The 22,505-nt window shown below is 61.1% G+C and carries 22 protein-coding genes; 6 read left to right on the top strand and 16 right to left on the bottom strand.

The features are described from left to right. Window positions 1-76 precede the first annotated feature (76 nt). Window positions 77-3,982, bottom strand: coding sequence for an ATP-dependent RNA helicase HrpA (gene hrpA, locus C7T36_RS20355; RefSeq protein WP_045067402.1), 3,906 nt, complete (start codon window positions 3,980-3,982; stop codon window positions 77-79). Between the two features lie 96 nt (window positions 3,983-4,078). Here hrpA and C7T36_RS20360 point away from each other — a divergent pair, with 96 nt between their 5' ends. Next, window positions 4,079-4,699 (top strand): Pr6Pr family membrane protein, encoded by a 621-nt coding sequence (locus C7T36_RS20360; RefSeq protein WP_033234815.1) that lies wholly within the window; start codon window positions 4,079-4,081, stop codon window positions 4,697-4,699. An 18-nt stretch (window positions 4,700-4,717) separates the two neighbouring features. Here C7T36_RS20360 and C7T36_RS20365 read toward each other — a convergent pair whose 3' ends face one another. Continuing rightward, window positions 4,718-5,035: a DUF2322 family protein gene (locus C7T36_RS20365; RefSeq protein ID WP_033234814.1), complete on the bottom strand. Its 318-nt coding sequence runs from the start codon at window positions 5,033-5,035 to the stop codon at window positions 4,718-4,720. A gap of 143 nt (window positions 5,036-5,178) precedes the next feature. Between C7T36_RS20365 and C7T36_RS20370 the strand changes: the two genes are divergently transcribed. Continuing rightward, on the top strand, window positions 5,179-6,402 hold the full coding sequence (locus tag C7T36_RS20370; RefSeq protein ID WP_033234813.1) for an aspartate aminotransferase family protein: 1,224 nt from the start codon (window positions 5,179-5,181) through the stop codon (window positions 6,400-6,402). A gap of 9 nt (window positions 6,403-6,411) precedes the next feature. Here C7T36_RS20370 and C7T36_RS20375 read toward each other — a convergent pair whose 3' ends face one another. Then, window positions 6,412-6,666, bottom strand: coding sequence for a hypothetical protein (locus tag C7T36_RS20375; protein ID WP_045067403.1), 255 nt, complete (start codon window positions 6,664-6,666; stop codon window positions 6,412-6,414). Between the two features lie 19 nt (window positions 6,667-6,685). Here C7T36_RS20375 and C7T36_RS20380 point away from each other — a divergent pair, with 19 nt between their 5' ends. Then, window positions 6,686-7,384, top strand: coding sequence for a hypothetical protein (locus C7T36_RS20380; RefSeq protein ID WP_033234811.1), 699 nt, complete (start codon window positions 6,686-6,688; stop codon window positions 7,382-7,384). Here the strand turns inward: C7T36_RS20380 and C7T36_RS20385 are convergent. The 3 genes from C7T36_RS20385 to C7T36_RS20395 all read right to left on the bottom strand — a co-directional run bounded on the left by C7T36_RS20385 (window position 7,370) and on the right by C7T36_RS20395 (window position 9,269). Beyond that, complete coding sequence (locus C7T36_RS20385; protein ID WP_045067405.1) at window positions 7,370-8,050, bottom strand: PhzF family phenazine biosynthesis protein; 681 nt, start codon at window positions 8,048-8,050, stop codon at window positions 7,370-7,372. The two genes, C7T36_RS20380 and C7T36_RS20385, sit on opposite strands and share 15 nt — an antisense overlap. 89 nt (window positions 8,051-8,139) lie before the next feature. Continuing rightward, window positions 8,140-8,679, bottom strand: coding sequence for a carboxymuconolactone decarboxylase family protein (locus tag C7T36_RS20390; protein WP_033234809.1), 540 nt, complete (start codon window positions 8,677-8,679; stop codon window positions 8,140-8,142). A 2-nt stretch (window positions 8,680-8,681) separates the two neighbouring features. Continuing rightward, window positions 8,682-9,269, bottom strand: a complete 588-nt coding sequence (locus C7T36_RS20395; protein ID WP_045067406.1) for a peroxiredoxin — start codon at window positions 9,267-9,269, stop codon at window positions 8,682-8,684. A 197-nt stretch (window positions 9,270-9,466) separates the two neighbouring features. Between C7T36_RS20395 and C7T36_RS20400 the strand changes: the two genes are divergently transcribed. Continuing rightward, the gene (locus tag C7T36_RS20400) at window positions 9,467-10,393 is read left to right on the top strand and encodes a LysR substrate-binding domain-containing protein (RefSeq protein WP_045067407.1); all 927 of its coding nucleotides are present in this window, start codon (window positions 9,467-9,469) and stop codon (window positions 10,391-10,393) included. Window positions 10,394-10,919: 526 nt separating this feature from the next. On the opposite strand, the gene C7T36_RS20405 is transcribed toward C7T36_RS20400, so the two are convergent. From C7T36_RS20405 to C7T36_RS20435, 7 genes are all read right to left on the bottom strand, one after another. Beyond that, window positions 10,920-11,165 carry a hypothetical protein gene (locus tag C7T36_RS20405; RefSeq protein ID WP_045067409.1) on the bottom strand — a complete coding sequence of 82 codons (246 nt, stop codon included), beginning with the start codon at window positions 11,163-11,165 and terminating at the stop codon, window positions 10,920-10,922. Window positions 11,166-11,365: 200 nt separating this feature from the next. Further along, window positions 11,366-11,509, bottom strand: coding sequence for a hypothetical protein (locus C7T36_RS30195; protein ID WP_155276686.1), 144 nt, complete (start codon window positions 11,507-11,509; stop codon window positions 11,366-11,368). A gap of 350 nt (window positions 11,510-11,859) precedes the next feature. Then, a complete protein-coding gene (locus tag C7T36_RS30200) occupies window positions 11,860-13,065 on the bottom strand; it encodes a colicin E3/pyocin S6 family cytotoxin (RefSeq protein ID WP_204368987.1) in 1,206 nt (401 codons plus the stop codon). Further along, window positions 13,065-13,352, bottom strand: a complete 288-nt coding sequence (locus tag C7T36_RS20420; protein ID WP_033234803.1) for a WXG100 family type VII secretion target — start codon at window positions 13,350-13,352, stop codon at window positions 13,065-13,067. The genes C7T36_RS30200 and C7T36_RS20420 overlap by 1 nt, the downstream gene beginning before the upstream one ends. Then, the gene (locus C7T36_RS20425) at window positions 13,352-13,726 is read right to left on the bottom strand and encodes a WXG100 family type VII secretion target (RefSeq protein ID WP_307718109.1); all 375 of its coding nucleotides are present in this window, start codon (window positions 13,724-13,726) and stop codon (window positions 13,352-13,354) included. The genes C7T36_RS20420 and C7T36_RS20425 overlap by 1 nt, the downstream gene beginning before the upstream one ends. A 166-nt stretch (window positions 13,727-13,892) precedes the next feature. Further along, window positions 13,893-15,278 (bottom strand): FAD-binding oxidoreductase, encoded by a 1,386-nt coding sequence (locus C7T36_RS20430; protein WP_045067411.1) that lies wholly within the window; start codon window positions 15,276-15,278, stop codon window positions 13,893-13,895. A 56-nt stretch (window positions 15,279-15,334) separates the two neighbouring features. After that, entirely contained in the window at window positions 15,335-16,183 is an 849-nt protein-coding gene (locus C7T36_RS20435) for a LysR substrate-binding domain-containing protein (RefSeq protein ID WP_033234800.1), read from the bottom strand. A gap of 56 nt (window positions 16,184-16,239) precedes the next feature. Here C7T36_RS20435 and C7T36_RS20440 point away from each other — a divergent pair, with 56 nt between their 5' ends. Further along, window positions 16,240-16,647: a DUF5997 family protein gene (locus tag C7T36_RS20440; RefSeq protein WP_033234799.1), complete on the top strand. Its 408-nt coding sequence runs from the start codon at window positions 16,240-16,242 to the stop codon at window positions 16,645-16,647. A 53-nt stretch (window positions 16,648-16,700) separates the two neighbouring features. Here the strand turns inward: C7T36_RS20440 and C7T36_RS20445 are convergent, their stop codons facing one another. The 3 genes from C7T36_RS20445 to C7T36_RS20455 all read right to left on the bottom strand — a co-directional run bounded on the left by C7T36_RS20445 (window position 16,701) and on the right by C7T36_RS20455 (window position 21,404). Beyond that, window positions 16,701-19,205, bottom strand: coding sequence for an RNA helicase (locus tag C7T36_RS20445; RefSeq protein ID WP_033234798.1), 2,505 nt, complete (start codon window positions 19,203-19,205; stop codon window positions 16,701-16,703). 26 nt (window positions 19,206-19,231) lie between these two features. Further along, window positions 19,232-20,269 (bottom strand): alpha/beta fold hydrolase, encoded by a 1,038-nt coding sequence (locus C7T36_RS20450; RefSeq protein WP_033234797.1) that lies wholly within the window; start codon window positions 20,267-20,269, stop codon window positions 19,232-19,234. Window positions 20,270-20,444: 175 nt separating this feature from the next. Continuing rightward, window positions 20,445-21,404, bottom strand: a complete 960-nt coding sequence (locus tag C7T36_RS20455; protein WP_033234796.1) for a proteasome assembly chaperone family protein — start codon at window positions 21,402-21,404, stop codon at window positions 20,445-20,447. 324 nt (window positions 21,405-21,728) lie between these two features. Between C7T36_RS20455 and C7T36_RS20460 the strand changes: the two genes are divergently transcribed. Then, window positions 21,729-22,496 carry a DUF5642 family protein gene (locus C7T36_RS20460; protein WP_084702766.1) on the top strand — a complete coding sequence of 256 codons (768 nt, stop codon included), beginning with the start codon at window positions 21,729-21,731 and terminating at the stop codon, window positions 22,494-22,496. The last annotated feature ends 9 nt before the right edge of the window (window positions 22,497-22,505 follow it).

Here is a 22,505-nt window from a genome sequence, read left to right on the forward strand (position 1 = left end):
TAGGTCTGGCCAACACTGTCGCAACAATTGGTGGCTCGGTCGCCAATGTGAACATTGTGCAGTGAACCCCTGACGGTCAGCGTTTGATCGCCTCGATTGCTTTGAGCACCCGCTTCTCCGAGACTGGAGTTGGGGTTCCCAGAGACTGTGCAAAAAGTCCCACCCGAAGTTCCTCGATCATCCACGAGATGGCGTCGACATCTTTGGCAGTTCGACGCTCTTCCGGCAGCGAATTCAGCAATCTGTCGTACGCGGCGTACACCCGATCGAGAACGTCCATGGCTTGGTGGTCGCGCTGAGCGCTGGCTGGAAGCGCTTCGAGCCGGAATGTCGCGGCCGCCAGGTACCGGGGTAGCTCGCGTAGTCTCGCCGAACCCAATTCTGCGACAAAGCCGGGGAAGAGGAGCGATTTCAGTTGCTCGCGAACGTCTTCGGCGGCTTCTCCGCGCGATCGCTGGAGGACGACATTCAAGCGGTGTGATTGTTCGAGGATCGGAACGATCATGCGCAGTATCGCGGACACGCGCCCGGCCAACTCCGATCGGGCTGCTTTGACGAGTGCCTCGAAAGCCTCCGGTGTCCGTACCGGTCCACCTTTGGCAGCGATGATCTCGTTGGCTGCGGCTACACGGCAGTCCTCGACCAACGCTTCCAGGCTTCCGTCCGGATTCTGTCCCAGCATGAGTCGGTGTGTATTCGACAGCCCTGATGTGACTGCCTTGAGTTGGGTTGGCACCGCCGTGAGAAGAAGAGCCCGAGTGCCCTCGCGCATCGCCTGTGCCTGCGCTGCAGGGGTACTGAGAACCCGTACTGCCACACCGCCGTTTTCCGGCACCAGCGCCGGGTATCCGGTGACCTGCTGGCCGCCGATGCTCCTGGTGATGGTCGGCTCCAGTGCGCCCAGCGTCTCGGAGGTCCACACCGTCGAGGCTGCCCGCTCGGTACCGGTCGCTGCTTTGGCAACTTCCTTCTGAACTCGCGGGGCGAGTGTGCGTCGTAGCTGAGCCAGATCCTTGCCCTTGGCCAGAACTTTTCCGGATTCGTCCTCGACCACAAACGTCATTCGAAGGTGATCAGGAAGGGCGCTCGGATCAAAATCCTTCGCGTCGATGTGCGTTGCGCCCAGACGCGACAGCTCGCGCGCCATTGCCGTGAGCAGTGGTTCGGATCGTGGTTTCACGGAAGCCAGTGCTGCGCTTGCATAGTCAGGCGCCGGAACAACCTGCCGCCGGATGGTCTTGGGCAGCGTCTTGATCAATGCCGACACCAATTCGACACGCATGCCCGGTACCAGCCAGTCGAACCCGACGGGTTGGAGTTGTGCGAGGAGACCGACGGGAATGTGCGCGGTGACGCCGTCGTCGTCCTTGCCTGGTTCGAATTGATAGGTCAGTGGCAACAGCATGTCGCCCTGACGCCAGGCATCGGGGTATTCGCCGCCCAGAACCGTTGCGGCATCGGAATTCACGACGGTTTCGGGCGTGAACGTCAACAGGTTCGGGTCTTGCCGGCGTGCTGTCTTCCACCACTTGTCGAAGTGTCGCGCGGACACAGCTTCGGCGCCGACGCGTGAGTCGTAGAACTCGTAGAGCGTCTCGTCGTCGACCAGGATGTCGCGTCGGCGGGCCCGGTTCTCGAGTTCTTCGACGTTGTCGAGCAGTGCGCGATTTTCGTGGAAGAACTTGTGCTGTGTAGTCCATTCGCCCTGCACCAGCGCATGGCGAATGAACAATTCGCGCGAGGTTTCCGGATCGATCGACGAGTAGGTGACAGCGCGTCCGGTGACCAGGGGTACGCCGTAGAGCGTCACGCGCTCGTACGCCATGGCCGAACCACGCTTGGAGGACCAATGCGGCTCGGAGTAGGTTCGTTTGACCAGGTGTGGTGCCAGTTTTTCGGCCCATTCCGGTTCGATTCGCGCGGACATGCGGGCCCAGAGCCTGGTTGTCTCCACCAGTTCGGCGGCCATTACCCAGCGGGGTGGCTTCTTGAACAGGCCCGAGCCGGGGAAGATCGCAAAACGGCTTCCGCGAGCACCGAGGTAGTCGCGCTTTTCGCCTTCGCGAAGTCCGATGTGGGAGAGCAGGCCGGCCAGCAAGGATTGGTGGACCGAATTCTCGGATGCGGGAAGTTCGTTGACCGACCAGCCGAGTCCGCGAGTGATCTGACGCAACTGCCCGTGCAGATCCTGCCATTCGCGGATGCGTAGCCAATGCAGGAACTCGTTGCGGCACATCTTGCGGAATTGGCTCGAGGACAGATCGTTTCGCTGCTCGCGGAGGTAGTCCCACAACTTCAGATAGGCGAGGAAGTCGGAGTTCTCCACCGTGAAGCGGGCGTGCTTCTCGTCGGCGGCCTGCTGGAACTCGGCGGGCCGCTCTCGTACGTCCTGAATGGACAGTGCAGCGACGATGACGAGCGTCTCGTGCAGCGCTCCGTTTGTCTTGGCTTCCACCAACATTCGAGCCATGCGAGGGTCGACGGGAATCTGCGCCAGTTCGCGGCCGATCGGAGTCAGTTCCGGATGCGACGCGTCGGATCCTCGTGCGATAGCGCCCAGTTCTTCGAGTAGTCCGATGCCGTCTTTGATGGCTCGCGAATCCGGGGGCTCCACGAACGGGAATGCGGCAATATCGCCGAGACCCAGCGCCGTCATCTGCAGGATCACAGACGCGAGGTTGGTGCGCAGGATCTCCGGTTCGGTGAACGCCGGCCGGGCTTCGAAGTCCTCTTCGGAATACAGCCGGATGCAGATGCCCTCGGCGACACGGCCACAGCGACCGGACCGCTGACGCGCTGATGCCTGGGAAATCGGTTCGATCGGCAGCCTTTGCACCTTGGTGCGGACGGAATATCGCGAGATGCGCGCTGTTCCGGGATCGACGACGTAGCGAATGCCGGGAACCGTCAGAGATGTTTCGGCGACGTTGGTGGCCAGGACAACTCGTCGGCCGGTGTGCGGAGAGAACACTTTGTGCTGTTCGGCTGCCGACAGGCGTGCATACAGTGGAACGATTTCGGTACTGCGAAGTCTGCGGTCGCGCAATGCATCTGCGGTGTCACGAATCTCGCGTTCACCAGACAGGAAGACGAGGATGTCACCCTCGCCCTCTGCGCTGAGTTCGTCAACAGCTTCGCAGACGGCGTCGACCGGATCTCGGTCGTAGCTGATATCTCCGGATTCGACAGTCAATGGGCGGTAACGCATTTCCACCGGGAAGGTTCGCCCGGACACCTCGACGATCGGCGCGGGCTTCCCGTCGACGGCAAAGTGCTGAGCGAACCGCTCGGGGTCGATGGTCGCCGAGGTGATGATGACCTTGAGGTCGGGTCGGCGGGGGAGTAGCTGCGCCAGATACCCGAGGATGAAGTCGATGTTGAGGCTGCGTTCGTGAGCCTCGTCGATGATGAGAGTGTCGTACCGGCGCAACATCTTGTCGCGCTGAATCTCCGCAAGCAGAATGCCGTCGGTCATCAACTTCACGTACGTGCGGTCGGAAACTTGATCGGTGAATCGCACTGTGTAGCCCACGGCGTCGCCGAGTTCGGTGTCGAGTTCTTCGGCTATTCGCTCGGCGACCGTTCGCGCGGCAAGGCGCCGGGGCTGAGTATGGCCGATCAGTCCGCGAACTCCGCGTCCCAGTTCGAGGCAGATCTTCGGGATCTGAGTTGTCTTGCCAGAACCTGTCTCGCCGGCGACGATCACCACCTGGTTTTCGGAAATCGCGCGGGCAATGTCGTCTTTGCGTTGACTGACCGGCAGTGCCTCGGGGTAGGACACTGCGGGCACGTTCGCCGCGCGTTCGGCCAGCCGGATGCGCGCGGATTCGATCTCCTGGGCCAGTGTTGCCAGGTTCTCCGGCGTGCGGGCGCGGTCGAGTTTGCGCCGCAGACGGTTCTCATCACGGAATGAGACTTCGGACAGGGCGCGTTTCAGGTCGCTTCGTCGTGGTGAGAGCGGGGCCGATGGTGTTGTAGACATGCTGACGGACAGCTTATCGAACGCCGGGAAATCTCACTCCCGCAGCGTGCGTTGTGACACGATCGGGCAGTGACGACATTTGCGACATCCACTCCGATGGCGGTACGCATTCTCCGCCTTGCGTTTGCGGTCTACGGGCTGACCGCCTTGTTATGGATCCCGCTACGCAACGCCGAGGGATTCTCCCTGGTGAACTATCTCAGCTACTTCACTATCGAGAGCAATATCGCCGCAGCCGTCGTACTGATTGTCGGAGGGCTGCGGGATCCGCAGTCGCGCACCTGGCAGACGGTTCGAGGCGCCGTGACGCTCTACATGGTGATCACGGGCATCGTCTACGCGGTGCTGCTCTCGGATGTCGATGTGACGCTGAACGACACCTGGATCAATGTCGCCCTGCATCAAGTACTGCCGTTGGTGATGCTTGCCGACTGGGTGTTTTCGCCCTCGCGCCACCGCATCTCCGAAGGGTCGGCCTTGACGTGGCTCGCCTTTCCCGCCCTGTATGCCGTGTATTCGCTGGTTCGCGGAGCGATCGTCGACTGGTACCCGTATCCCTTCCTCGATCCGCGAGCCCATGGTTACGTAGCCCTGGTGATCGGGCTTGTCGTGCTTGCCGTGGCAATGGCGCTGATGGCGCTGGCGGTCAACGCCGTCGGCAAGCTGGGGGCGCGGTGGCGGTACGGCGACGCCGACCGGGACTCTGTCGCGATGTGAGATGTGGACCGCGGGCTGCTACTCCGCCGGAACTTCCTGCAGCCCGAGAGTGTTGCCGCTGGCAAGAACCTGATCGAGACGGTCGATGTTGGGGTGCTTGCCGCGGTTCGCGCGGGCATCGTCTGTGTGCTCGGCAAAAATCGCCAGCGCAGCCGTTGCGGCCTCAGGAGTGATTGCGCCGTAGACCTGGGCGAGGTGGTTGTAGACCTTGACCGAACCGGATTTGCCCGGCTTGTTCTCCACGGTGTCGATGACGGTGCCGTCGGTGTCGAGCACGTTGATGGCGGCGAGGTGATCGATCGAGGGGAGGGCAGCAAGATTCTCGGCAAAAGTCATGGTGATGAGATTACGTGCCCAGGGCGGCGATCCCCACGCAGGGCAGCATCACGCGGGAGACGATTTGTGGTGTCGATATAGTTGCTGCACATCGTGTGCACACCAGCATCGTTGGTATTCGTTTGGACTCGAAGGGGAAAAAGATGGCTTCGGCACTGTGGCACGGGTTCGCGGATATGGGCGCGGTCGAGAAGAACGGCGCATTTGTCGTCTCTCGCGGTGAAGGCGCGTACATCTGGGACTCGCAGGACAATCGGTACCTCGACGCAACTGCCGGGCTCTGGTTCACGAACGTGGGCCACGGCCGCACCGAGATCGCCGACGCCGTTGCCGCTCAGCTGTCGAAGATCGCTCACTTCTCCAACTTCGGCGATTTTGTCCCCGAAACCACGCAGGCACTGGCTGAGCGGCTCGCGAAGATCGCGCCGGTTGCAGGCAGCAAGATCTTCTTCACCTCCGGTGGTTCCGATTCCGTCGACACCGCAGCGAAGTTGGCGCGTCGGTACTGGCATGAGGTCGGCCAGCCCGACAAGAACATCATCGTCGGACGCCAGAAGGCCTACCACGGAATGCATGTTGCGGGAACAGCTCTCGCCGGTATCCCCGTCAATCGCGAGGGGTACGGCGAGCTGATGGCCGATGCTGCCACCGTCGGCTGGGACGACGCCAAGAGCCTCCTCGAACTGATCGAGAAGGTCGGCGCGAACAAGATCGCCGCATTCTTCGCCGAGCCCATCATCGGCGCCGGCGGGGTGTACCTTCCGCCCGAGGGATACCTGGCCGAGGTCCGAGACATCTGCCGTGAACACGACATACTGTTTGTCGTCGACGAGGTTGTCACCGGTTTCGGTCGTATCGGTGGCGAGTGGTTTGCATCCACTCGCTTCGATCTGCAGCCCGACATGATGACCACAGCAAAGGGTTTGACCTCCGGATACGTTCCGATGGGTGCCGTGTTCATCGCACCTCGCGTCGCCGAGCCGTTCTACAACGGTGCTTGGTGGCGTCACGGCTACACCTACGGCGGGCACGCCGGAGCGGCAGCTGCAGCCATGGCAAACCTCGACATTCTCGAGCGTGAGAACCTCCTCGCCGAGTCCAAGCGGCTCGAAGCGTCGTTGCACACGCACTTGCAGCCGCTGGCCGAGCATCCGCGGGTTTCCGAGGTCCGGAGTGGGCTCGGGGCCGTCGCCGCCGTTCAGCTGGCAGACCCGGCCGAGGCACTGCCGTTCGTGAAGACGTTGCGCGAGCACGGAATTTCAGGTCGCGCGGCAGGTCAAGGAGCTATGCAGATTTCCCCGACCTTCGTGATGACGGACGATCAGGTGGCCGAGATGGCTGCGGGAATCCTCGCCGCTCTCGGATAAATTTGCGAACTAGCTGCGGCGTCGGAAGAGTTTCTTCATCCGGCGCCGCAGTGTGCTCGGTACCGGCTCCAGTTCGATAGTGTCCTGCTCTGACGCCCTGGCGTACGCCTGCGTGTATCGCTCGTGGAGGACGGAGCGAATCTCTTCGGGGGAGTACGCCCGACGCGCACGCTCGTTCCGCACAGCGAGGACTCCGGTGGCCGCGACCCCCATAGCGCCGGCGAGGCCCACGAGCTTCCATATGTGCGAGGCACGAAGTGTCATGCCTCTAGGCTAAAGGGTTATGGACCGACGATCACGCTCTCAGGTGACCCTCGACGAGGCAGCCAGTGTCACCCGCACTGGCGATATCTGGATCTTCCGCGGAGATTCCACGGCCGACAAGGCAATTCAGACGCTCACTAACAGTCCGGTCAACCACGTCGGCATGTCGGTGGTGATCGACGATCTGCCACCGCTCATGTGGCATGCAGAGCTCGGTCATTCGTTGCAAGACATGTGGACCGGTCGTTTCCAGCGTGGCGTTCAGCTCCATGATCTGAAGGCCGCCGTGCAGGTGTGGGGAGCCAAGTACGGGCAGCAGGGTTGGCTTCGGCAGCTCGACACCCCGGTGACCCGTGAACAAGAGGATGCGCTGCTGCGCACCATAGCCCGCCTGGACGGCACGCCGTTTCCCTCCACCGCCAAGCTCGCGTCACGATGGTTCGGCGGGCGCGTCCCGAAGTTCCGGAAGAAGCCCGAATCGCCTGCGTCGGGCATCGAAAGTGCCTACTGCGCCGAGGTTGTCGCGCAGACGTACGAGGCAATGGGCCTGATGGTGGGAAACCGTCGCATCAACTGGTTCGATCCCGGCAAGTTCTGGAGCGGCGATCAACTGCCGCTTGCACCCGGCGTGGCACTCGGCGACGAAATTGCCGTGACGCTCAGCGCCGCAGACCTCGAGGCAGGACGGAATCCGGCAGGCCAGTCACAAAGTTCGTGACTGCTCGGCAACCACGCGTCCGCCCACTTCGAGCCATCCTTCGGGTGAGTAGGTGGTGTGCAGGATCGATCCCCGTCCCTGGGTGATCCGAAGCGATTTTCGCAGGTGATCAGTGATGCGCAGGGCTGCCGAGCCGGTAGCTTCGTCCTCGGGGATTCCCGTTTCCGGAGCGAACATCCGTGAGCGGATGGACGATTCGAGTTTGTCCTGCCACGCCCACAGGTAGGAGTGATCGGTTTCGTAGTCCGACGGAACCGCGTCGATTACGTCATCCACCGTTTCCAAGGGGTAGAGAGCAAACTCCGGTGCCCATTCGGCGCGGGCGCGAACCCACATGAGGTTACTGCTGCGGCGTACGTCGAGTTCGCCGGCCGGGACACCGAGTGTGGTCACCGGCCGTGCCTGATCGTGCAGCCACCAGGTGAGACCGACCGTGGGATGACCGGCAAAGGGGAGTTCTGCTGCCGGAGTGAAGATCTGAGCACTCGCCCGATTGGCGCCCACATCAGGGAGATCGACAAAAATCGTTTCGCTGTACCCGAGCGTCGCGGCGACTTCTTGCCGTTCGGATAGTTCGACCAGTGATGCGTCGACAATCCCGAGTGGGTTGCCGTGCTTTCTGTTCTCGTCCGTGAAGACCCGGACCACACTCACTTCGATGCCCATCGGTCCAGGGTAGCGCGCCGGAAAAACGAATAAACCCTCCCCACCGTGGAAGGCGGGGAGGGTCTTTCGTCTACTGCGTCGGTCTGGGATCAGACCTGTGCGGCAGCGAGGATTTCATTGGCCTCGACAGCCTGCGCGACACCCATGACGATGGAACCGGCACGGATCGCTTCGAAGATCACCTCGCGGGAAACGCCTTCCTGACGGAGGGTGTTCTCGTGAGCTTCGAGGCAATGGTTGCAGCCGTTGATCGCGGAAACCGCGAGCGACCACAATTCGAAGTCGGCCTTGTCGACGCCCGGGTTGCCGATGATGTTCATCCGCAGGCCCGCGCGAAGGTCGTCGTACTTACCGTCAAGGTAGCCCTTGGTGCGGTAGAAGACGTTGTTCATGCCCATGATCGCCGCTGCGCCGAGCGCTGCGTTGTACGCCTCAGCGGACAGGTTGTCTGCCGCCTCGGCTGCGATTTCCTTGAGCGTGGTCGCCGACTTGGTTGCAGCGGCCGTTGCGAGGAGGGTGCCCCACAGCTGCTGCTCGTTCAGAACCGTGGTGCGCGCAATGGAACTCAGGTTGAGCTTGAGATCCTTGGCATACTCGGGAAGCGAATCTTTCAGGTTGTCGACGCTCATGATCAGACGCTCGCGTTCAGCAGCTCGCCGGCGTTGATCGTCGGGTCGCCCTTCTTCCAGTTGCATGCGCACAGCTCGTCGCTCTGCAGAGCGTCGAGAACGCGGAGAACCTCGTCGACGTTACGGCCGACGGAACCGGCTGTGACGGAGACGAACTGGATCTCGTTGTTGGGGTCGACGATGAACGTCGCGCGGTCTGCAACGCCGTCAGCGTTGAGGATGCCGGTGGCCTCGGCAAGCTCGCGCTTGAGGTCCGAGAGCATCGGGAAGGGGAGGGTCTTGAGCTCGTCGTGCTGTGCACGCCACTGGAAGTGAACGAACTCGTTGTCGACGGAAGCGCCGAGAACCTGTGCGTCGCGGTCTGCGAACTCGTCGTTCAGCTTGCCGAATGCTGCGATCTCCGTGGGGCACACGAACGTGAAGTCCTTGGGCCAGAAGAAGACGATGCGCCACTTGCCTGCGTAGTCGTCGCTCGTGATCTGAGTGAAGTAGTCGTCGGGCTGCTGAGCGTCGACCTTGGAGAGGTCGCCGCCGATAACGGCCTTCAGGTTGTATGCCGGGAACTGGTCGCCGATTGTCAGCAGAGCCATATGTCTCGTCCTCCTACTTGTCTTGTGAACAGGTTTTTCTCACACGCACGATCACGAATGTTTGTGATCGAAAGTTCTCGATACCGTCGAAGCGGGTCTCACCGTCATGGTGCGTGACCGGCGCTTTTTGGTATGAGTCCATTCTGCATCAAAGTGGTCAAAAGGTAAAGGTGATAGGTGGCACTACACTGATAGCCATGGCTGATCAGACTTATCAACCTTCCTTGTCACAGCTGCGTGCCTTCGTATCGGTGGCCGAACATCGGCACTTCGGCACCGCCGCAGCACGTTTGAGTGTGAGCCAACCCACACTCTCGCAGGCGTTGGCCGCACTCGAATCGGGCCTCGGCGTGCAATTGATCGAACGCAGCACCCGGCGTGTCCTCGTCACAGGCGACGGTCAGCGGCTTCTCAGCCAAGCGAAACTGATTCTCGAGGCTGCCGACGGATTTGTCGCGAGCGCCGCCGGAATGGGGGATCGATTGGCCGGCCCACTTCGGATCGGGCTGATTCCCACTGTCGCGCCGTACATCCTGCCGTCACTGCTGCCGGCATTGCGGACGTCCATGCCAACGGTTGCACCTCACGTCATCGAGGACCAAACCGCACGACTGCTCGACTCGCTGCGCTCCGGTGCCCTCGATCTGGCATTGCTCGCGCTGCCCGCCGGTGCGCCTGGGCTGATCGAGATACCGCTCTACGACGAGGATTTTGTTCTTGTCGTCCCAGCAGACCACCCACTGGCAGGGCGCAGTGATCTCACCGCTGACATCCTCGACGAACTGCCCTTGCTGCTTCTCGACGACGGGCATTGCCTGCGGGACCAGACACTGGATCTGTGCCGCTCCGTTGACGCCCACCCGCTCTCCGGCGATACGCGGGCAACATCCTTGGCGACGATCGTGCAGTGTGTCGCCGGCGGGCTCGGGGTGACCTTGATCCCTGAATCGGCTGTGCCGGTGGAGAGTCGGCGGGGTGAACTCGCCACGGCGACATTCACCGCACCCGCCCCTGGTCGGACTATCGGACTGGTATTTCGCTCGTCCAGCGGCCGCGCCGAAGGGTTCAGGCAGTTGGCGGAGCTGGTGAAATCCGTGGCGCCGGGGCAGCCGATCCCTCAGTGACACTGTCATTGAGGCCGGAACCAATACTGTTTGATTCCCTCAGATCAGTATTTGACGGGTTTGGCATCCGGAAACCCCGGAAGAAACTCCGGAGCCTTGTGGAAATTCCACAAGGCTCCGGGTTCGATAACCCTGGCGTCGAAGGTAGCCGGATTTGTCTCGAGGATTGGCCGACGAGGTGCAGTGTTGCTGTTCAGTCGGCGAATAGGCCTATTTCGTATTCGCGGTTCTCTGTTATCTCGATGGGTTTACAAGTGTATTTCGCGAACTCGAGTACTTTGTCGAGGGGAACGCCACTCTGACGGGAAATTTGGAGTCGTGTCGTCGATCCCGAGGATTTCCTTCACGATCTCAACAGCCATATCATGCAGAGCGTAATCTTTGACTAATCGATTATTTCCATTGTCGAAAGCTTCGAGATGCCACATGTTTCACTTTCCATGTCTGCGGCTGGCGTCGGCGGGTTTAGTCGGGCGATCCGGCATTGGAGTCGAAATCGCCTAGATGCGTGCCGTTCTTACAGTACTCAGTCAGCGAATAGTCCAACGAAATATTCGCAGTTTTTGATTACGTCGATAGGTTCGTGGGTGTACTTCGCGAACTTGAGAACTTTGTCGAGTTGAACGCAACTGAAACGTGCGACGACGGGTAGATCGAAGTTGTTGTCGTCGATGCCGAGGATTTCCTTCACGATCTCGGCAGTCATGTCGTGCAAGAGGTATTTTTCGGTGCGAAATTCGGTCTCGTTGTCGAAAGCTTCGAGGTACCACATGTTTCACTTTCCTGCTCGACGACTTGGTGCGGCGCGGATGGTCTGGCCGCATCAATTGAACTTGTCGGGTTCGAGCTGACAATCGAGGCCCAGGCTCGGTTCAATCCGTTAGATCTGAGACTTCAAACTCACTATTTCGGTCTATCTTGAAGGGTTCGTTAATGTATTTAGTGAACTCGGGCACTTTGTCGAGGGGTACGTCATTCTAGGATCCAGACGGGTAAGTCGAAGCCGCTGTCGTCAACGCCGAGAATATCTTTCACGATTTCGGCAATCATATCGTGCAAAAGGTAGATCTCGGTTTGTAATTCGGCGTCGTTGTCGTAGGCCTGGAGATGCCACATAAACTTCTCTCCTGGTTTGCGGGTGGAGTGGCGGGTCCGGAGTCGTGAAGTCGATCTGATGAACCGTCGGGCTCGACTGGTATTCGAACTCTCGATGGTTGTTACTCAGTTAAGAATGCTACTTCGTATTCACAATTTTGGTCTATCTTGAAGGGTTCGTTAATGTATTTAGCGAACTCGGGAACTTTCTCAAGAGGTACGTCATTTTGACGTATCCCAACGGGTAATTCGAAGTCGCTGTCGTCGATATCGAGAATTTCTTTCACGATCTCAACGGACATTTCGCGTAAGAGGTACTCCCCGGCTAATAATTCAGTATCGTTGTCGAAAGCTTCTAAATACCACATGTCTCACCTTTCTGTTCGGCGGCTTGGGTCGGCGGGTTTGGTCTGTGTGCCTGTATTCGCATCGTATTCTCCGAGATGCGTGCCGTTCTTGTTGTATTTCTCGACGGCACCGTGCTGATAGTCCCATTCGTAGATGTTGCCTTTGTCATCTTTCCAGCGCTTTCGCTCGTTCATTCTCTTGACTAGTTTGGCATTCGGGAATCCGGGCAGGTGCCGCGGTGCGGGATAGTAACCGAGCGTGTTTCCTCCGCCGCCGGTGTTGGCATTGAAGGTAGTCGGGTTGGCTTCGAGCAGTGGTTGCAGCTCGTTGACCGCACCCACAGCAGCAGCCCCCGCCGCGGCGACGCCACCGACCACTGCTACGGCGACCGCGTCCACGGCGCCGAGTACCCCAACGACGCTGGCAGCGATCACACTTCCCGTCGCTCCGGCCGCGGCGACGGTACCAGCACCGAGGGTAAAGAGTGCGGTGACTGCGCCGGCCAAAGCCCCGACGATGATGGCTTTGCCGACGATGTCGAAGATCTTGCGGTGAGCCTCCTCGATTGTCTGTGCCCACTCGTCGCAGGCGGCGGCCAGTGTGTCGTACTGATCGGCGACGGCGTTGGTAGTGACGAAGACATTGTCGAGTTGAGCCAGGACCTGCGGCATCTCGTCGGAGTCGAGTTCCTCGAGGGCGACCCACGCTGTACCCGTTGCATCGTTTGCATCGCGCAACCCCTCGGCGGCTGTGCGCCACGCTCGCCCGAGTGCTTTCAATTTGTCGGGGTTCCCGTTGGGCCACATGTGTCCCTGCAGCCACGCAGTAATCAACTCCCACCCGAGCGGCGGGTCGGTATCGCCGCCGAGCGCCCCGTAAAACGCCGGCGCCGACACGGTCGGAAGCTGCGACGCCGGCCCCTCCGGGGGCTCCGGCGGGTTGGTATTCGATCGCTCGGTGTTGGCGTGGTTGACACCGGTCGCCGCGAGTAGATCGTGCAGTTTGCTGAACGCGTTGACAATGTTTGTTCCGGCGGCGACGGCATCAAATGCGGCGGGGTCATAGCTCGCGGCCCACCCGGCTCCCGCGTTGTCGGTTCCGGCGCACCCCCAGTTGGTTTGGAGCGTTTCACCGAGCAGACGGATCACACTGTCAGTGCTGTTGCTGACCGTTTTGTACTGTGTGGCAGCGTCGATGAGGACTGCGGGGTCCATTGTGATCGGCGCCATCAGGGCCACATCCCACTGTTGTGTCGCGCGTTGGCGAGATAGCGATCGTGCGCGCCCTGGGCCATCGATTCGAGTTCGGACAGTGCAGTGCGCATGTCTTTCAGTTCGCGGTGCAAGGTTTCGTGTTTGGTGCGGTGGGCATCGGCGGCATCGCCGTCCCAGTCGACGTTGAGGGCCACGACTTCCCGTTCGACGTCGGTGATGCGGGCTTCGACGCGCATGCCGATCTGCTTCGCCCTGCCGACGAGACCGAGGATTTGCTCGGTGTCGGCAGAGTACCGGCCCATCAGAAGTCCATGTTCAGTCGAGTACCCGAAATGCTGCCGGCATTCTGGTCGTCGGTCCTTCTGTACTCGGTAGCTGCTTGATGCAGCAGTCCGGCGTCCTCGGTGAGTGCGCCCGCGACCTGGCGGGCGGAGTCGACCCACTCGGCCCACAGTGCGGCGTGGGTTCGGGACGCGTCCCCGGTCCATTCGGCTGTCATCAAGGATTCGGCATCGCGGCGCAACGTTTCCACGTCGTCCCAGAATTCGTCGGCGAGGTCTGAAATTCGAGTCGCTGTTGCGTGCATCTGTTCGGGATCGCAGCGCATCATTGCCCGCCAATTGATTTCTGGTACAGGTATTTTGCCTTTTTTGCGCTGGTAATGCCCACGATGGATCTACGCATTTACTGGTCCCCCCGGTCAGTGTAAATCTCGATGGGTTCTAGACCAATGTCGTCGCATGTCACTAACGCGAGGTGTTTGTCCGGAGTGTGCGGGCAGAGGTTTGGGCATGCACATTTTCGCCGACGGGTGTCAGCGAAAGTGGACTCGAGATGTGTGACTACTTCGCAGCGATGACCGCTCCGGGATTGAGAATCCCTAGAGGATCGAGCGCATCTTTGATCTTCCGGTTCAACGCCATGACGTCCTCGCCAAGCTGAGCTGGCAACCAGTCGCGCTTGATCCGGCCCACTCCATGCTCGCCGGTAATGGTGCCGCCCAGTGCAATTGCCAGATCCATGACCCGACCGAATGCGATCTGGGCGCGCTCGGTCATATCGGGATCGGACGGATCGAACACGATCAGTGGATGAGTGTTTCCGTCGCCGGCGTGCGCCACGGTGCAGATAAGGACATCCAGGTCCGCGGCGATGGCTTCCACCCCCGTGATCAATCGTGGCAACGCTCGCATCGGAACGCCGACATCTTCGAGGAGCAGATTCCCCAACGCCTGAACAGCTGGAAACACCGCGCGTCGGGCCGCAGTGAATGCATCACCCTCGGCCTGGTCGTCTGTCGCGAAAACTTCGGTGGCCCCGTTGTTTTCACACGCTGCGACAATGCTCTCGATCTCGAGTACACCAGCGGCGCCGTGGGCATCGGATTGGGCCAGAATCAGTGCGCGAGCCTTCCGGTTGAGCCCCATCCGCACAGAATCCTCGACAGCGTTGATGCTGGCGTGATCCATGAACTCGAGCATCGCCGGACGCATTTTGCCGGTGATCGCCAAGACTGCGTCGGCAGCTTCCTCGACGGAATCGAACGACGCGACGACAGTTGAAGCGGGCGGCTGCGCCGGAATCAGACGCAAGGTGATCTCAGTGATGATGCCGAGAGTGCCTTCGCTGCCGACAAACAGTTTGGTAAGTGAGAGTCCTGCAACATCTTTCAGGAGCGGGCCGCCCAGTGACACTGCAGTGCCGTCGGCGAGCACTACCTTCAGGCCGAGCACATAGTCGGTGGTGACGCCGTATTTCACACAACAGAGTCCACCGGCGTTGGTAGCGGCATTGCCACCGATGGAACAGATCTCGAACGACGACGGGTCAGGCGGGTACCAGAGCCCATGCTCTGCGGCAGCTTTCTTGACCTCGGCGTTCATCAAGCCGGGCTGAGTTACGGCCACCCGAGCTACCGGGTCGATGGTGATCTCGCGCATTCGCTCGGTGCTGACCATGATGCAACCGTCGACGGCGCTGGATCCACCGGAGAGTCCTGATCCGGCACCGCGCGGAACCACGGGAATGCGATGTTCGGTGGCCCAGCGCATCACGGCCTGGATATCTTCGGTGCAGGTGGCCCGGACAACGGCCAGCGGGTTGCCTGCATTCGGATCGGCTGCCCAGTCTTGGCGGTAACCGGCCGTAAGGTCCGGATCGCGCAGGAGAGCACCATCCGGCAGCGCAGCGATCAGTTCTGCCAGTCCCGTCGAATCAACCGAAGTCATAACTCCATCATGCGCGCAGAACTTGGGGATGCGAGGTGAGTTGGCTGAACTTCCCGCTAGCGGCCCTTCGGTTTGCCCGTGAACCGGCCACCCGAACTCTTGGTGCCGCCCGACTTGCCGCTACCCGCTTTGCCGCCGGCCTTGGCTTTGCCGCCGCTGGTATTGCGGCCCGAGACGCTCTTTGCCGTTCCGGCACTCTTGGCTTTGTGATCGGCTTTCGCGGCCTCGGCACGACGTTCCTTCGCTGCCTGCTTGGCCTTGACCGAACCCTTGATCTTCTCGGCCGGCTGACCATTGCGTCCGCGTGAACTCTGAGCGGTACGTCCTCGCACGATGCCGATGAGTTCTTCGACCAATTCTGTGGTCTTGGACTCCAGCCAAGCCAAAGCAATAGGGGACTCGGGAGCACCGGCAACAGGACGGAAAGTCAGATCCTTGCGGTGGTGCAACCGCGCCACCGAATGTGGAACAACAACAACGCCGATGCCGGCCGCAACCAACTCGATGGCGTCGGCGATCGTTTCCGGCCGCTCGGCTGCTGCCTTACCTGGACGCGTCGGCCACTCGAGGGTGTCTTCGAGAGGGTTGAGCACAATCTCGTCGCTCAGATCGGCGACGGAAATCTGGTCTACAGCGGTGAACACGTGATCTTTGGGGATCACCACGACCGGCGTCTCCGCATATAAGGAGATCGCGCTGAGCTCGGTGCGATCGATCGGCAACCGAACCAGGCCGGCGTCGGCCTCGCCCGCCCGTAGCGCTGCCACAACCTCGAGAACCGGAAACTGGACCAACTCGAGACGGACGTCCGGAAGCCGCTCGTGCCACACTCGAATCCACTTGGTCGGCGTTACCCCGGGGGCATACGCGAGTCGAAAAATTGCCGGACTATCCGCGTTGCTCACCCGGCAAGGTTACCGCCTTGGTAAAACGCGACGCGATGGCTGGCTACTCTTGTTGCATGACGTCGAACAAAACGCCCCAGACGATGAAGCCGACGACGGCTGCCAAGAAGCTGGGTGTGTACCTGGAAGCAACACCGAAAGAGTTCCAGGAAGGCGACGTGACCCGTGAAGAACTGACCGCGCTTCAGACCGAAGCTCCGGAGTGGCTGCTGGAACTGCGCCGCACCGGCCCGCACCCGAAGCAGGTCATCGCCGCAAAGCTGGGCATCTCCATCGCCGGGCTCGCTCGCGGCGGCGTCGAAGAGGCCCTCACCACGGATCAAGTTGCTGCCCTGCTGGAAGAAAAGCCCGAGTGGCTGGAGAAAGAACGCGCACTGCAAGCGGAGGTGCGCGCCGAGAACCTCCGTATCAAGGAGAAGCGCGCTTCGCGCCGCAATCAGCCGCGCAAGGCTCGTAGGGGCTAAAGCCCCCGTGCGCCTTTTTGGTAGTGCCCACTACCAGAAAGGCGCACAGGGTGTCAGCCCTCGACGATGCTGAGCTCGTCGAACACGATTTCACCCAACGCGTCGGACTCCGGGATATCGACGACACCGAGCAGTGCCCAGCCGTGATCACCTTCCGGGTCCTCGAGCACCTGACGCACTCGCCAGAACTCGCCTTCCTCGACTACCTGGAACAACGCCGGCCCACGCGCCGACGGTCCCGTTCCGATCGAGCTGTACTCCTCGAAGTAGGGGAGCAGTTGCTCTTCCCACTCGGCGGCGTCGATACCGTCGTCGAGGTTTTCCAGTTCGTTCCACTGTCGCCGCGACGCGAGGTCGATCCGACGGAACATCGCGTTGCGCACCATGACGCGGAACGCGCGCGGGTTTGCCGAGATCGGGCGCGGAATGTCGGCGCCGAATGCAACCTCTTCGGTGTCGGCTTCGGCTCCGGGGTCGGTCAGCGACTCCCACTCGTCGAGCAGGCTCGAGTCGACTTGTCGGATCAACTCACCCAGCCACTCGATGATGTCTTCGAGTTCTTCGGTGCGGGCTTCGGTGGGCACGGTCTGGCGCAGGGCGCGGTAGGCGTCCGCGAGGTAACGCAGAACCAGTCCTTCGGAGCGGGTGAGCCCGTAGTGACTGATCAATTCGGCAAAGGTCATTGCGCGTTCGATCATGTCGCGTACGACGGATTTGGGGGAGAGCGCAAATTCGGTGATCCACGGATGGCCGCCGCGGTACATCTCGAAGGCGGGGAACAGTAACTCCGCCAACGGTTTCGGCCAGGTGACCTCTTCAAGGAGTTCCATGCGCTCCTCGTACTCGATGCCGTCCGCTTTCATCTGGGCAACAGCCTCACCGCGGGCGAAGTGCTGCTGACCCATCAATACCTGGCGGGGGTCGTCGAGTGTCGATTCGATGATGGACACGACATCGAGTGCGTACGTATCGGATTCGACGTCGAGGAGTTCGAACGCAGCGAGAGCAAACGGCGAGAGTGGCTGATTCAAGGCGAAGTCGCGCTGCAAGTCCATCGTCAACCGCGCCATCCGGCCGTGCTCGTCCGGTTCGTCGAGGCGTTCCACGATGCCGGCGCTGAGCAATCCGCGGTACAGCGAGATCGCCTTGAGGATGTGCTTGCGCTGCGCCGGACGCGATTCGTGGTTGTCCTCCAACAGATGTCGCATCGCGTCGAAGCAATTACCCGGTCGGGCAATGACATTGAGCAGCATGGAGTTGCTGACGGAGAACCGCGACACCAAGGGTTCCGGTGATGCCGCAACCAGGCGGTCGAATGTCGCTTCGCTCCACGAAACGAATCCTTCGGGAGCCTTCTTGCGTTGAATTTTCTTGATCTTCTTCGGATCGTCGCCCGCCTTGGCGACTGCTCGCAAATTGTCGACTTCGTGTTCCGGCGCCTGCACCACGACGGTACCCATCGTGTCGTAGCCGGCGCGGCCGGCGCGACCTGCGATCTGATGGAACTCACGAGCCTTGAGGTGGCGCGTGCGGACGCCGTCGTACTTGGCCAGACCCGTCAGCAACACAGTGCGGATGGGAACGTTGATGCCGACGCCGAGTGTGTCGGTGCCGCAGATGACCTTGAGCAGACCGTCCTGGGCAAGGACTTCGATGAGCCGTCGGTACTTGGGCAACATACCGGCATGGTGAACGCCGATACCGTGGCGAACCAACCGGGAGAGTGTCTTGCCGAATCCCGTCGTGAAGCGAAATCCGCCGAGCGCCTCGGCAATTGCTTCTTTCTCCGTCTTGGAGCAGAAGTTGACGCTCGTGAGCGCTTGCGCTCGTTCGAGAGCTGCGGCCTGCGTGAAGTGCACGATGTACACGGGGGCCTGGTTGGTGGTGACCAACTCTTCGATGGTCTCACCGACCGGCGTGGTGGCGTACGAGAACATCAGGGGGACAGGGCGTTCGGTACCAGACACGACGGTGGTGGGCTTGCCGGTGCGACGCGTGAGGTCCTCGGAAAAGAAGTCCACCTCGCCCAGAGTTGCGGACATCAGCAAGAACTGGGCGTGCGGTAGTTCGATCAGCGGAACCTGCCACGCCCACCCGCGATCCGGTTCGGAGTAGAAATGGAACTCGTCCATCACTACCTGGCCGATATCGGAATCGGGGCCCTCTCGCAGCGCGAGATTGGCGACGATCTCCGCTGTGGCACAGATGATGGGAGCCGACGAGTTGACGGCAGCGTCGCCGGTCATCATGCCGACGTTCTCCGCGCCGAACACCTCGCAGAGCGCAAAGAACTTCTCGCTCACCAACGCCTTGATGGGCGCGGTGTAGTACGTGCGCTTGCCCTGGGACATCGCGTAGAAGTGCGCGCCGATCGCCACCATCGACTTTCCGGAACCGGTTGGGGTCGCCAAAATTACGTTTGCACCCGAGACCAGTTCCATCACAGCCTCTTCCTGGGCAGGATAGAGCGTCAAACCACGCTCGATCGTCCAGGATAAGAAGGCGTCGAAAACGGAATCGGGATCCGCGTTGTCGGGGAGCAGTTCCGTCAGCAGCACTTGTACAGGTTAGCCGCTGGCGGTGATCAGGTTGCGCTGCGCTCGTCCGAGCCCATCGCATCGAGTACCGCCATGCGTGTCGACGACGAACCGGTGATGGTGTTTTCACCAACCCCGGCAATCAGCATGTGCCGCCAGTGCGCCTCGTCGAATACCAGTGGCGCGGTGCTCGCGAGGAACTCCTCGATCACCTGAAGGAAATGCATGGGGTCGTCGCGGAAGGGGAAGTGTCCGGATCCACGGAAAACTTCGAGTCGGGAGTTGGGCATCGCCGCATGCGCGAGGTGCGCGTGCGAGACGGGAATCACGGAATCCTCGTCACCCCAGATCAACTGAACCGGCAGATTCTCGGTCAGGTAACACCGATCGAGCATCGTGACGACCTGACCTCGCCAGTCGACTACCGCGCGCAACGTCCGCAGGTATGCCTCGTACGCAGTGGGGTCTGGTAGTTCGGCGAGAACACGAATCAGGTCAGGAGTGTCGTGCAGCATGGTTCCCGGGCGCAGGTTCGATCCGTGAACGGCGCCGGCGAGACTACCGGCGAAACGCACGATCGGCATCGCTCCGGGAATGCGCAGAAGTTTGAGGACCTCGTTGACCACCGGCACCGACATCAACCGAAGAATCGGATGGACGTCTTTGGTGATGCCGCCGGTCGAGACCAACACGAGTCGATCGACCATGTCGGGGAACTGGTATGCAAATTGCATCGCCACGCCGCCGCCGAGTGAATGCCCGATGACACTGACGTGTTCGATGCCCAGAGTGGACAACAAATCGCGCATGCCGTTGGCGTAGGCCGCTACCGAGTAATCGGCACGAGGCTTGTCGGAGCGACCGTGCCCGAGAAGATCGGGGGCGATGACGGTGTAGTTCTTGGCCAGATGGGGGATGATCTCCGTCCACGTGGACGAGTTGTCGCCAATGCCGTGCAGGAGCAGAACTGCAGGGCCGTCGCCGGCAATGCGAAAAGCTCGACGGTAACCGTGAATCGTCCGAAACATCATCCGCGGTTCCTCGTCGGGAACTGGCCGGAGCTGCCGCGTTCGGGGTCTGCTCATGTCGCCTCCAGTATCAGCGCGTGACCGCTGTTGACTGAATCGCTCCGATTTGTTGAGCCGTCAACAAAAGTCACGCAGAATTTGAGGCTATCCGACAGATGTATCGAGAACAACATCTCAGGTAACGACGAGGTTGCGGAATGCGCACGATGTGCGCAATTCCGCAGCTCATATGTCAGTTTCGGTCGGATTCGCCGTCATCCGGCGTGTCGAACTCTCCATTGCCTGCCTGTTCGGCCAGGAACCGCTCGAATTCGGCACCGATCTCGTCTCCACTTGGAAGGTCGGCCTCACCGGCGAGCAGTGACGCCTGCTGTTCCTGCGCTGTCACGAAGGTGTCGTACTGGCGCTCGAGAGCATGGACCACGGTCTGAACTTCTTCGTTTCCGGCAATGTGCTCGTTAACCTGTTCGAGGACGCGCGCCGAAGCCTCACCCAGAGCGGCGAGTGGCAATTCGAGCCCGGACACCTCTGCCACATTCTCCAGCAAGGTCTCGGACGCAGCCGGGTAATCGGTCTGTGCCAGGTAATGGGGAACGTGAACGGAGAAACCGACGGCTTCGTGGCCGTGCTGGCTCATCCGGAATTCCAGCAGCGACGACGCACTGCCGGGAACCTGAAGTTCGCCGGACCAGCGCTGGTGGTCGCCGATCAGGTCCTTGTTCGTGGAATGAGCCGTCAAGCCCAACGGGCGGGTGTGCGGAATCGCCATCGGGATCGCATTGAGCCCGATGGTCTGGCGTACGCCCAGCTGTTCGGCGAGCAAGCGGACAGCGGTGGTGAATCGCTCCCACTTGAGATCGGGTTCCATACCGGCGAGCAGCAGGAAGGGCGTTCCCACCGTGTCACGAAGCGCGTAAAGGTTCAGAGAGGGGGCGTCGTAGTCCGAGAAGTGATCGGCCTTGAACGTCATCGTGGGGCGGCGTGATCGGTAGTCGATCAACTCGTCCACGGCAAACGACGCGACAAGTTCGGTCTCGAGGCTCTCGCGCAAATGCTTCGTCGCAAGTTTCACGGCGTGACCCGCGTCGGAGTAGCCCTCGAGTCCGTGGATGAGAACCGGGCCCTGGCCGTCGGCAGCCGACAACTGGGGCGCCGGGAATTCCAGCTCGTACATTTTCGACTGGTCGTCCATCGCAGTCCCCTTCTTTCACGGTGCTTGTTTCCAGTGTCCACTATCGGCGGTTGCCGATTCGCAGTGGAGTCGGCAGTGGAGTCGTCTTTCGCCGAGGTTCCTTTGGTGGAACGTGTCCGACGGGCTCGGGCATTCCCGAATTCCGGCGCGGATGCGTTCGCCAGGAGCGAAGCGTGCGGGTCAGGGTTCGACGTTCGGGGTTCGACACCGTCGCGCAGTGGGCGGAGATCCACGATCCGGGAGATGGGACATGGCAGAGTGACGAACAGGTACTGCCGTGGTGGATTTCTCCCATTCGGCTGCAGCCGAATGGAGGCACACGTGATGGTCGGTCGGGGATCGGGCAGGTCGAGGCTCGCAGGCGTCGTGGTTGTGGTTGCTGCGCTCGGATTGGTATCGGGGTGTTCCTCGTCGATTTCCGGGGAAGCTCAGCCTGATGCCGGCGGACAGACACCCGCCGTAGCGGGGTCGAGCGCTCCCAGTGCGGCAGGGTCGACGCCACCAAGCACAACGGCTTCATCCAAGGCTGCGCCGCTAGCGGACCTGTTGCTGACTCCTGCAGAGTTTCCGCCGCCATTCGACGCGGTAGTACTTCCCGCGCAGGCTGTTCCGATGGCCGCGCCGGATCTGGTGGGTGTTCCGCGCGGAGCAACCGTCGACCCCGCAGACTGCGCCCCACCCGAACAGGACTACGGGCCGACGGGCACCGTTATGGCCGTGGGCACCGACAATGCGAGTAGGTCGACAATCTCGGTGGAGCTCACTCGGAGTGACACCAGCCTGACCTCGTTGGAAGCGCAGACCGAAGACTGCACCTCGATGAAGGTGACCGCAAACGGAGTGACGTCGACGGTCACGACGGTCATTTTGCCGCCTTCGCCGATCAATGCCGATCAGACGTTGTCCTTGCGGCGGACGGTATCCACACCATCCTCGGCCACCGGGGACCAAACGATGTTGACGCTGATGGCCCAGGTCGGTGATGTGCGCATTGCTGTCACGCTGATGACATTCGGTGCAACCGAGCCGTCCACCGCGCCGCTGGACGAGGCTTTCACCGCCGCTGTTCAGAAGGTTCGCGCGGGCAGCTGAGAATCATGC

The organism is Rhodococcus sp. AD45-ID (assembly GCF_003023755.1).
Classification (GTDB): Bacteria; Actinomycetota; Actinomycetes; order Mycobacteriales; family Mycobacteriaceae; genus Rhodococcus_F; species Rhodococcus_F globerula.

What these genes read in the sequence shown, in the direction of transcription:
- hrpA (WP_045067402.1), bottom strand. Translation starts at nt 3,982, where the DNA reads ATGTCTACAACACCATCGGCCCCGCTCTCACCACGACGAAGCGACCTG.
- C7T36_RS20360 (WP_033234815.1), top strand. Translation starts at nt 4,079, where the DNA reads ATGGCGGTACGCATTCTCCGCCTTGCGTTTGCGGTCTACGGGCTGACC.
- C7T36_RS20365 (WP_033234814.1), bottom strand. Translation starts at nt 5,035, where the DNA reads ATGACTTTTGCCGAGAATCTTGCTGCCCTCCCCTCGATCGATCACCTC.
- C7T36_RS20370 (WP_033234813.1), top strand. Translation starts at nt 5,179, where the DNA reads ATGGCTTCGGCACTGTGGCACGGGTTCGCGGATATGGGCGCGGTCGAG.
- C7T36_RS20375 (WP_045067403.1), bottom strand. Translation starts at nt 6,666, where the DNA reads ATGACACTTCGTGCCTCGCACATATGGAAGCTCGTGGGCCTCGCCGGC.
- C7T36_RS20380 (WP_033234811.1), top strand. Translation starts at nt 6,686, where the DNA reads ATGGACCGACGATCACGCTCTCAGGTGACCCTCGACGAGGCAGCCAGT.
- C7T36_RS20385 (WP_045067405.1), bottom strand. Translation starts at nt 8,050, where the DNA reads ATGGGCATCGAAGTGAGTGTGGTCCGGGTCTTCACGGACGAGAACAGA.
- C7T36_RS20390 (WP_033234809.1), bottom strand. Translation starts at nt 8,679, where the DNA reads ATGAGCGTCGACAACCTGAAAGATTCGCTTCCCGAGTATGCCAAGGAT.
- C7T36_RS20395 (WP_045067406.1), bottom strand. Translation starts at nt 9,269, where the DNA reads ATGGCTCTGCTGACAATCGGCGACCAGTTCCCGGCATACAACCTGAAG.
- C7T36_RS20400 (WP_045067407.1), top strand. Translation starts at nt 9,467, where the DNA reads ATGGCTGATCAGACTTATCAACCTTCCTTGTCACAGCTGCGTGCCTTC.
- C7T36_RS20405 (WP_045067409.1), bottom strand. Translation starts at nt 11,165, where the DNA reads ATGTGGTACCTCGAAGCTTTCGACAACGAGACCGAATTTCGCACCGAA.
- C7T36_RS30195 (WP_155276686.1), bottom strand. Translation starts at nt 11,509, where the DNA reads ATGTGGCATCTCCAGGCCTACGACAACGACGCCGAATTACAAACCGAG.
- C7T36_RS30200 (WP_204368987.1), bottom strand. Translation starts at nt 13,065, where the DNA reads ATGGCGCCGATCACAATGGACCCCGCAGTCCTCATCGACGCTGCCACA.
- C7T36_RS20420 (WP_033234803.1), bottom strand. Translation starts at nt 13,352, where the DNA reads ATGGGCCGGTACTCTGCCGACACCGAGCAAATCCTCGGTCTCGTCGGC.
- C7T36_RS20430 (WP_045067411.1), bottom strand. Translation starts at nt 15,278, where the DNA reads ATGACTTCGGTTGATTCGACGGGACTGGCAGAACTGATCGCTGCGCTG.
- C7T36_RS20440 (WP_033234799.1), top strand. Translation starts at nt 16,240, where the DNA reads ATGACGTCGAACAAAACGCCCCAGACGATGAAGCCGACGACGGCTGCC.
- C7T36_RS20450 (WP_033234797.1), bottom strand. Translation starts at nt 20,269, where the DNA reads ATGAGCAGACCCCGAACGCGGCAGCTCCGGCCAGTTCCCGACGAGGAA.
- C7T36_RS20455 (WP_033234796.1), bottom strand. Translation starts at nt 21,404, where the DNA reads ATGGACGACCAGTCGAAAATGTACGAGCTGGAATTCCCGGCGCCCCAG.
- C7T36_RS20460 (WP_084702766.1), top strand. Translation starts at nt 21,729, where the DNA reads ATGGTCGGTCGGGGATCGGGCAGGTCGAGGCTCGCAGGCGTCGTGGTT.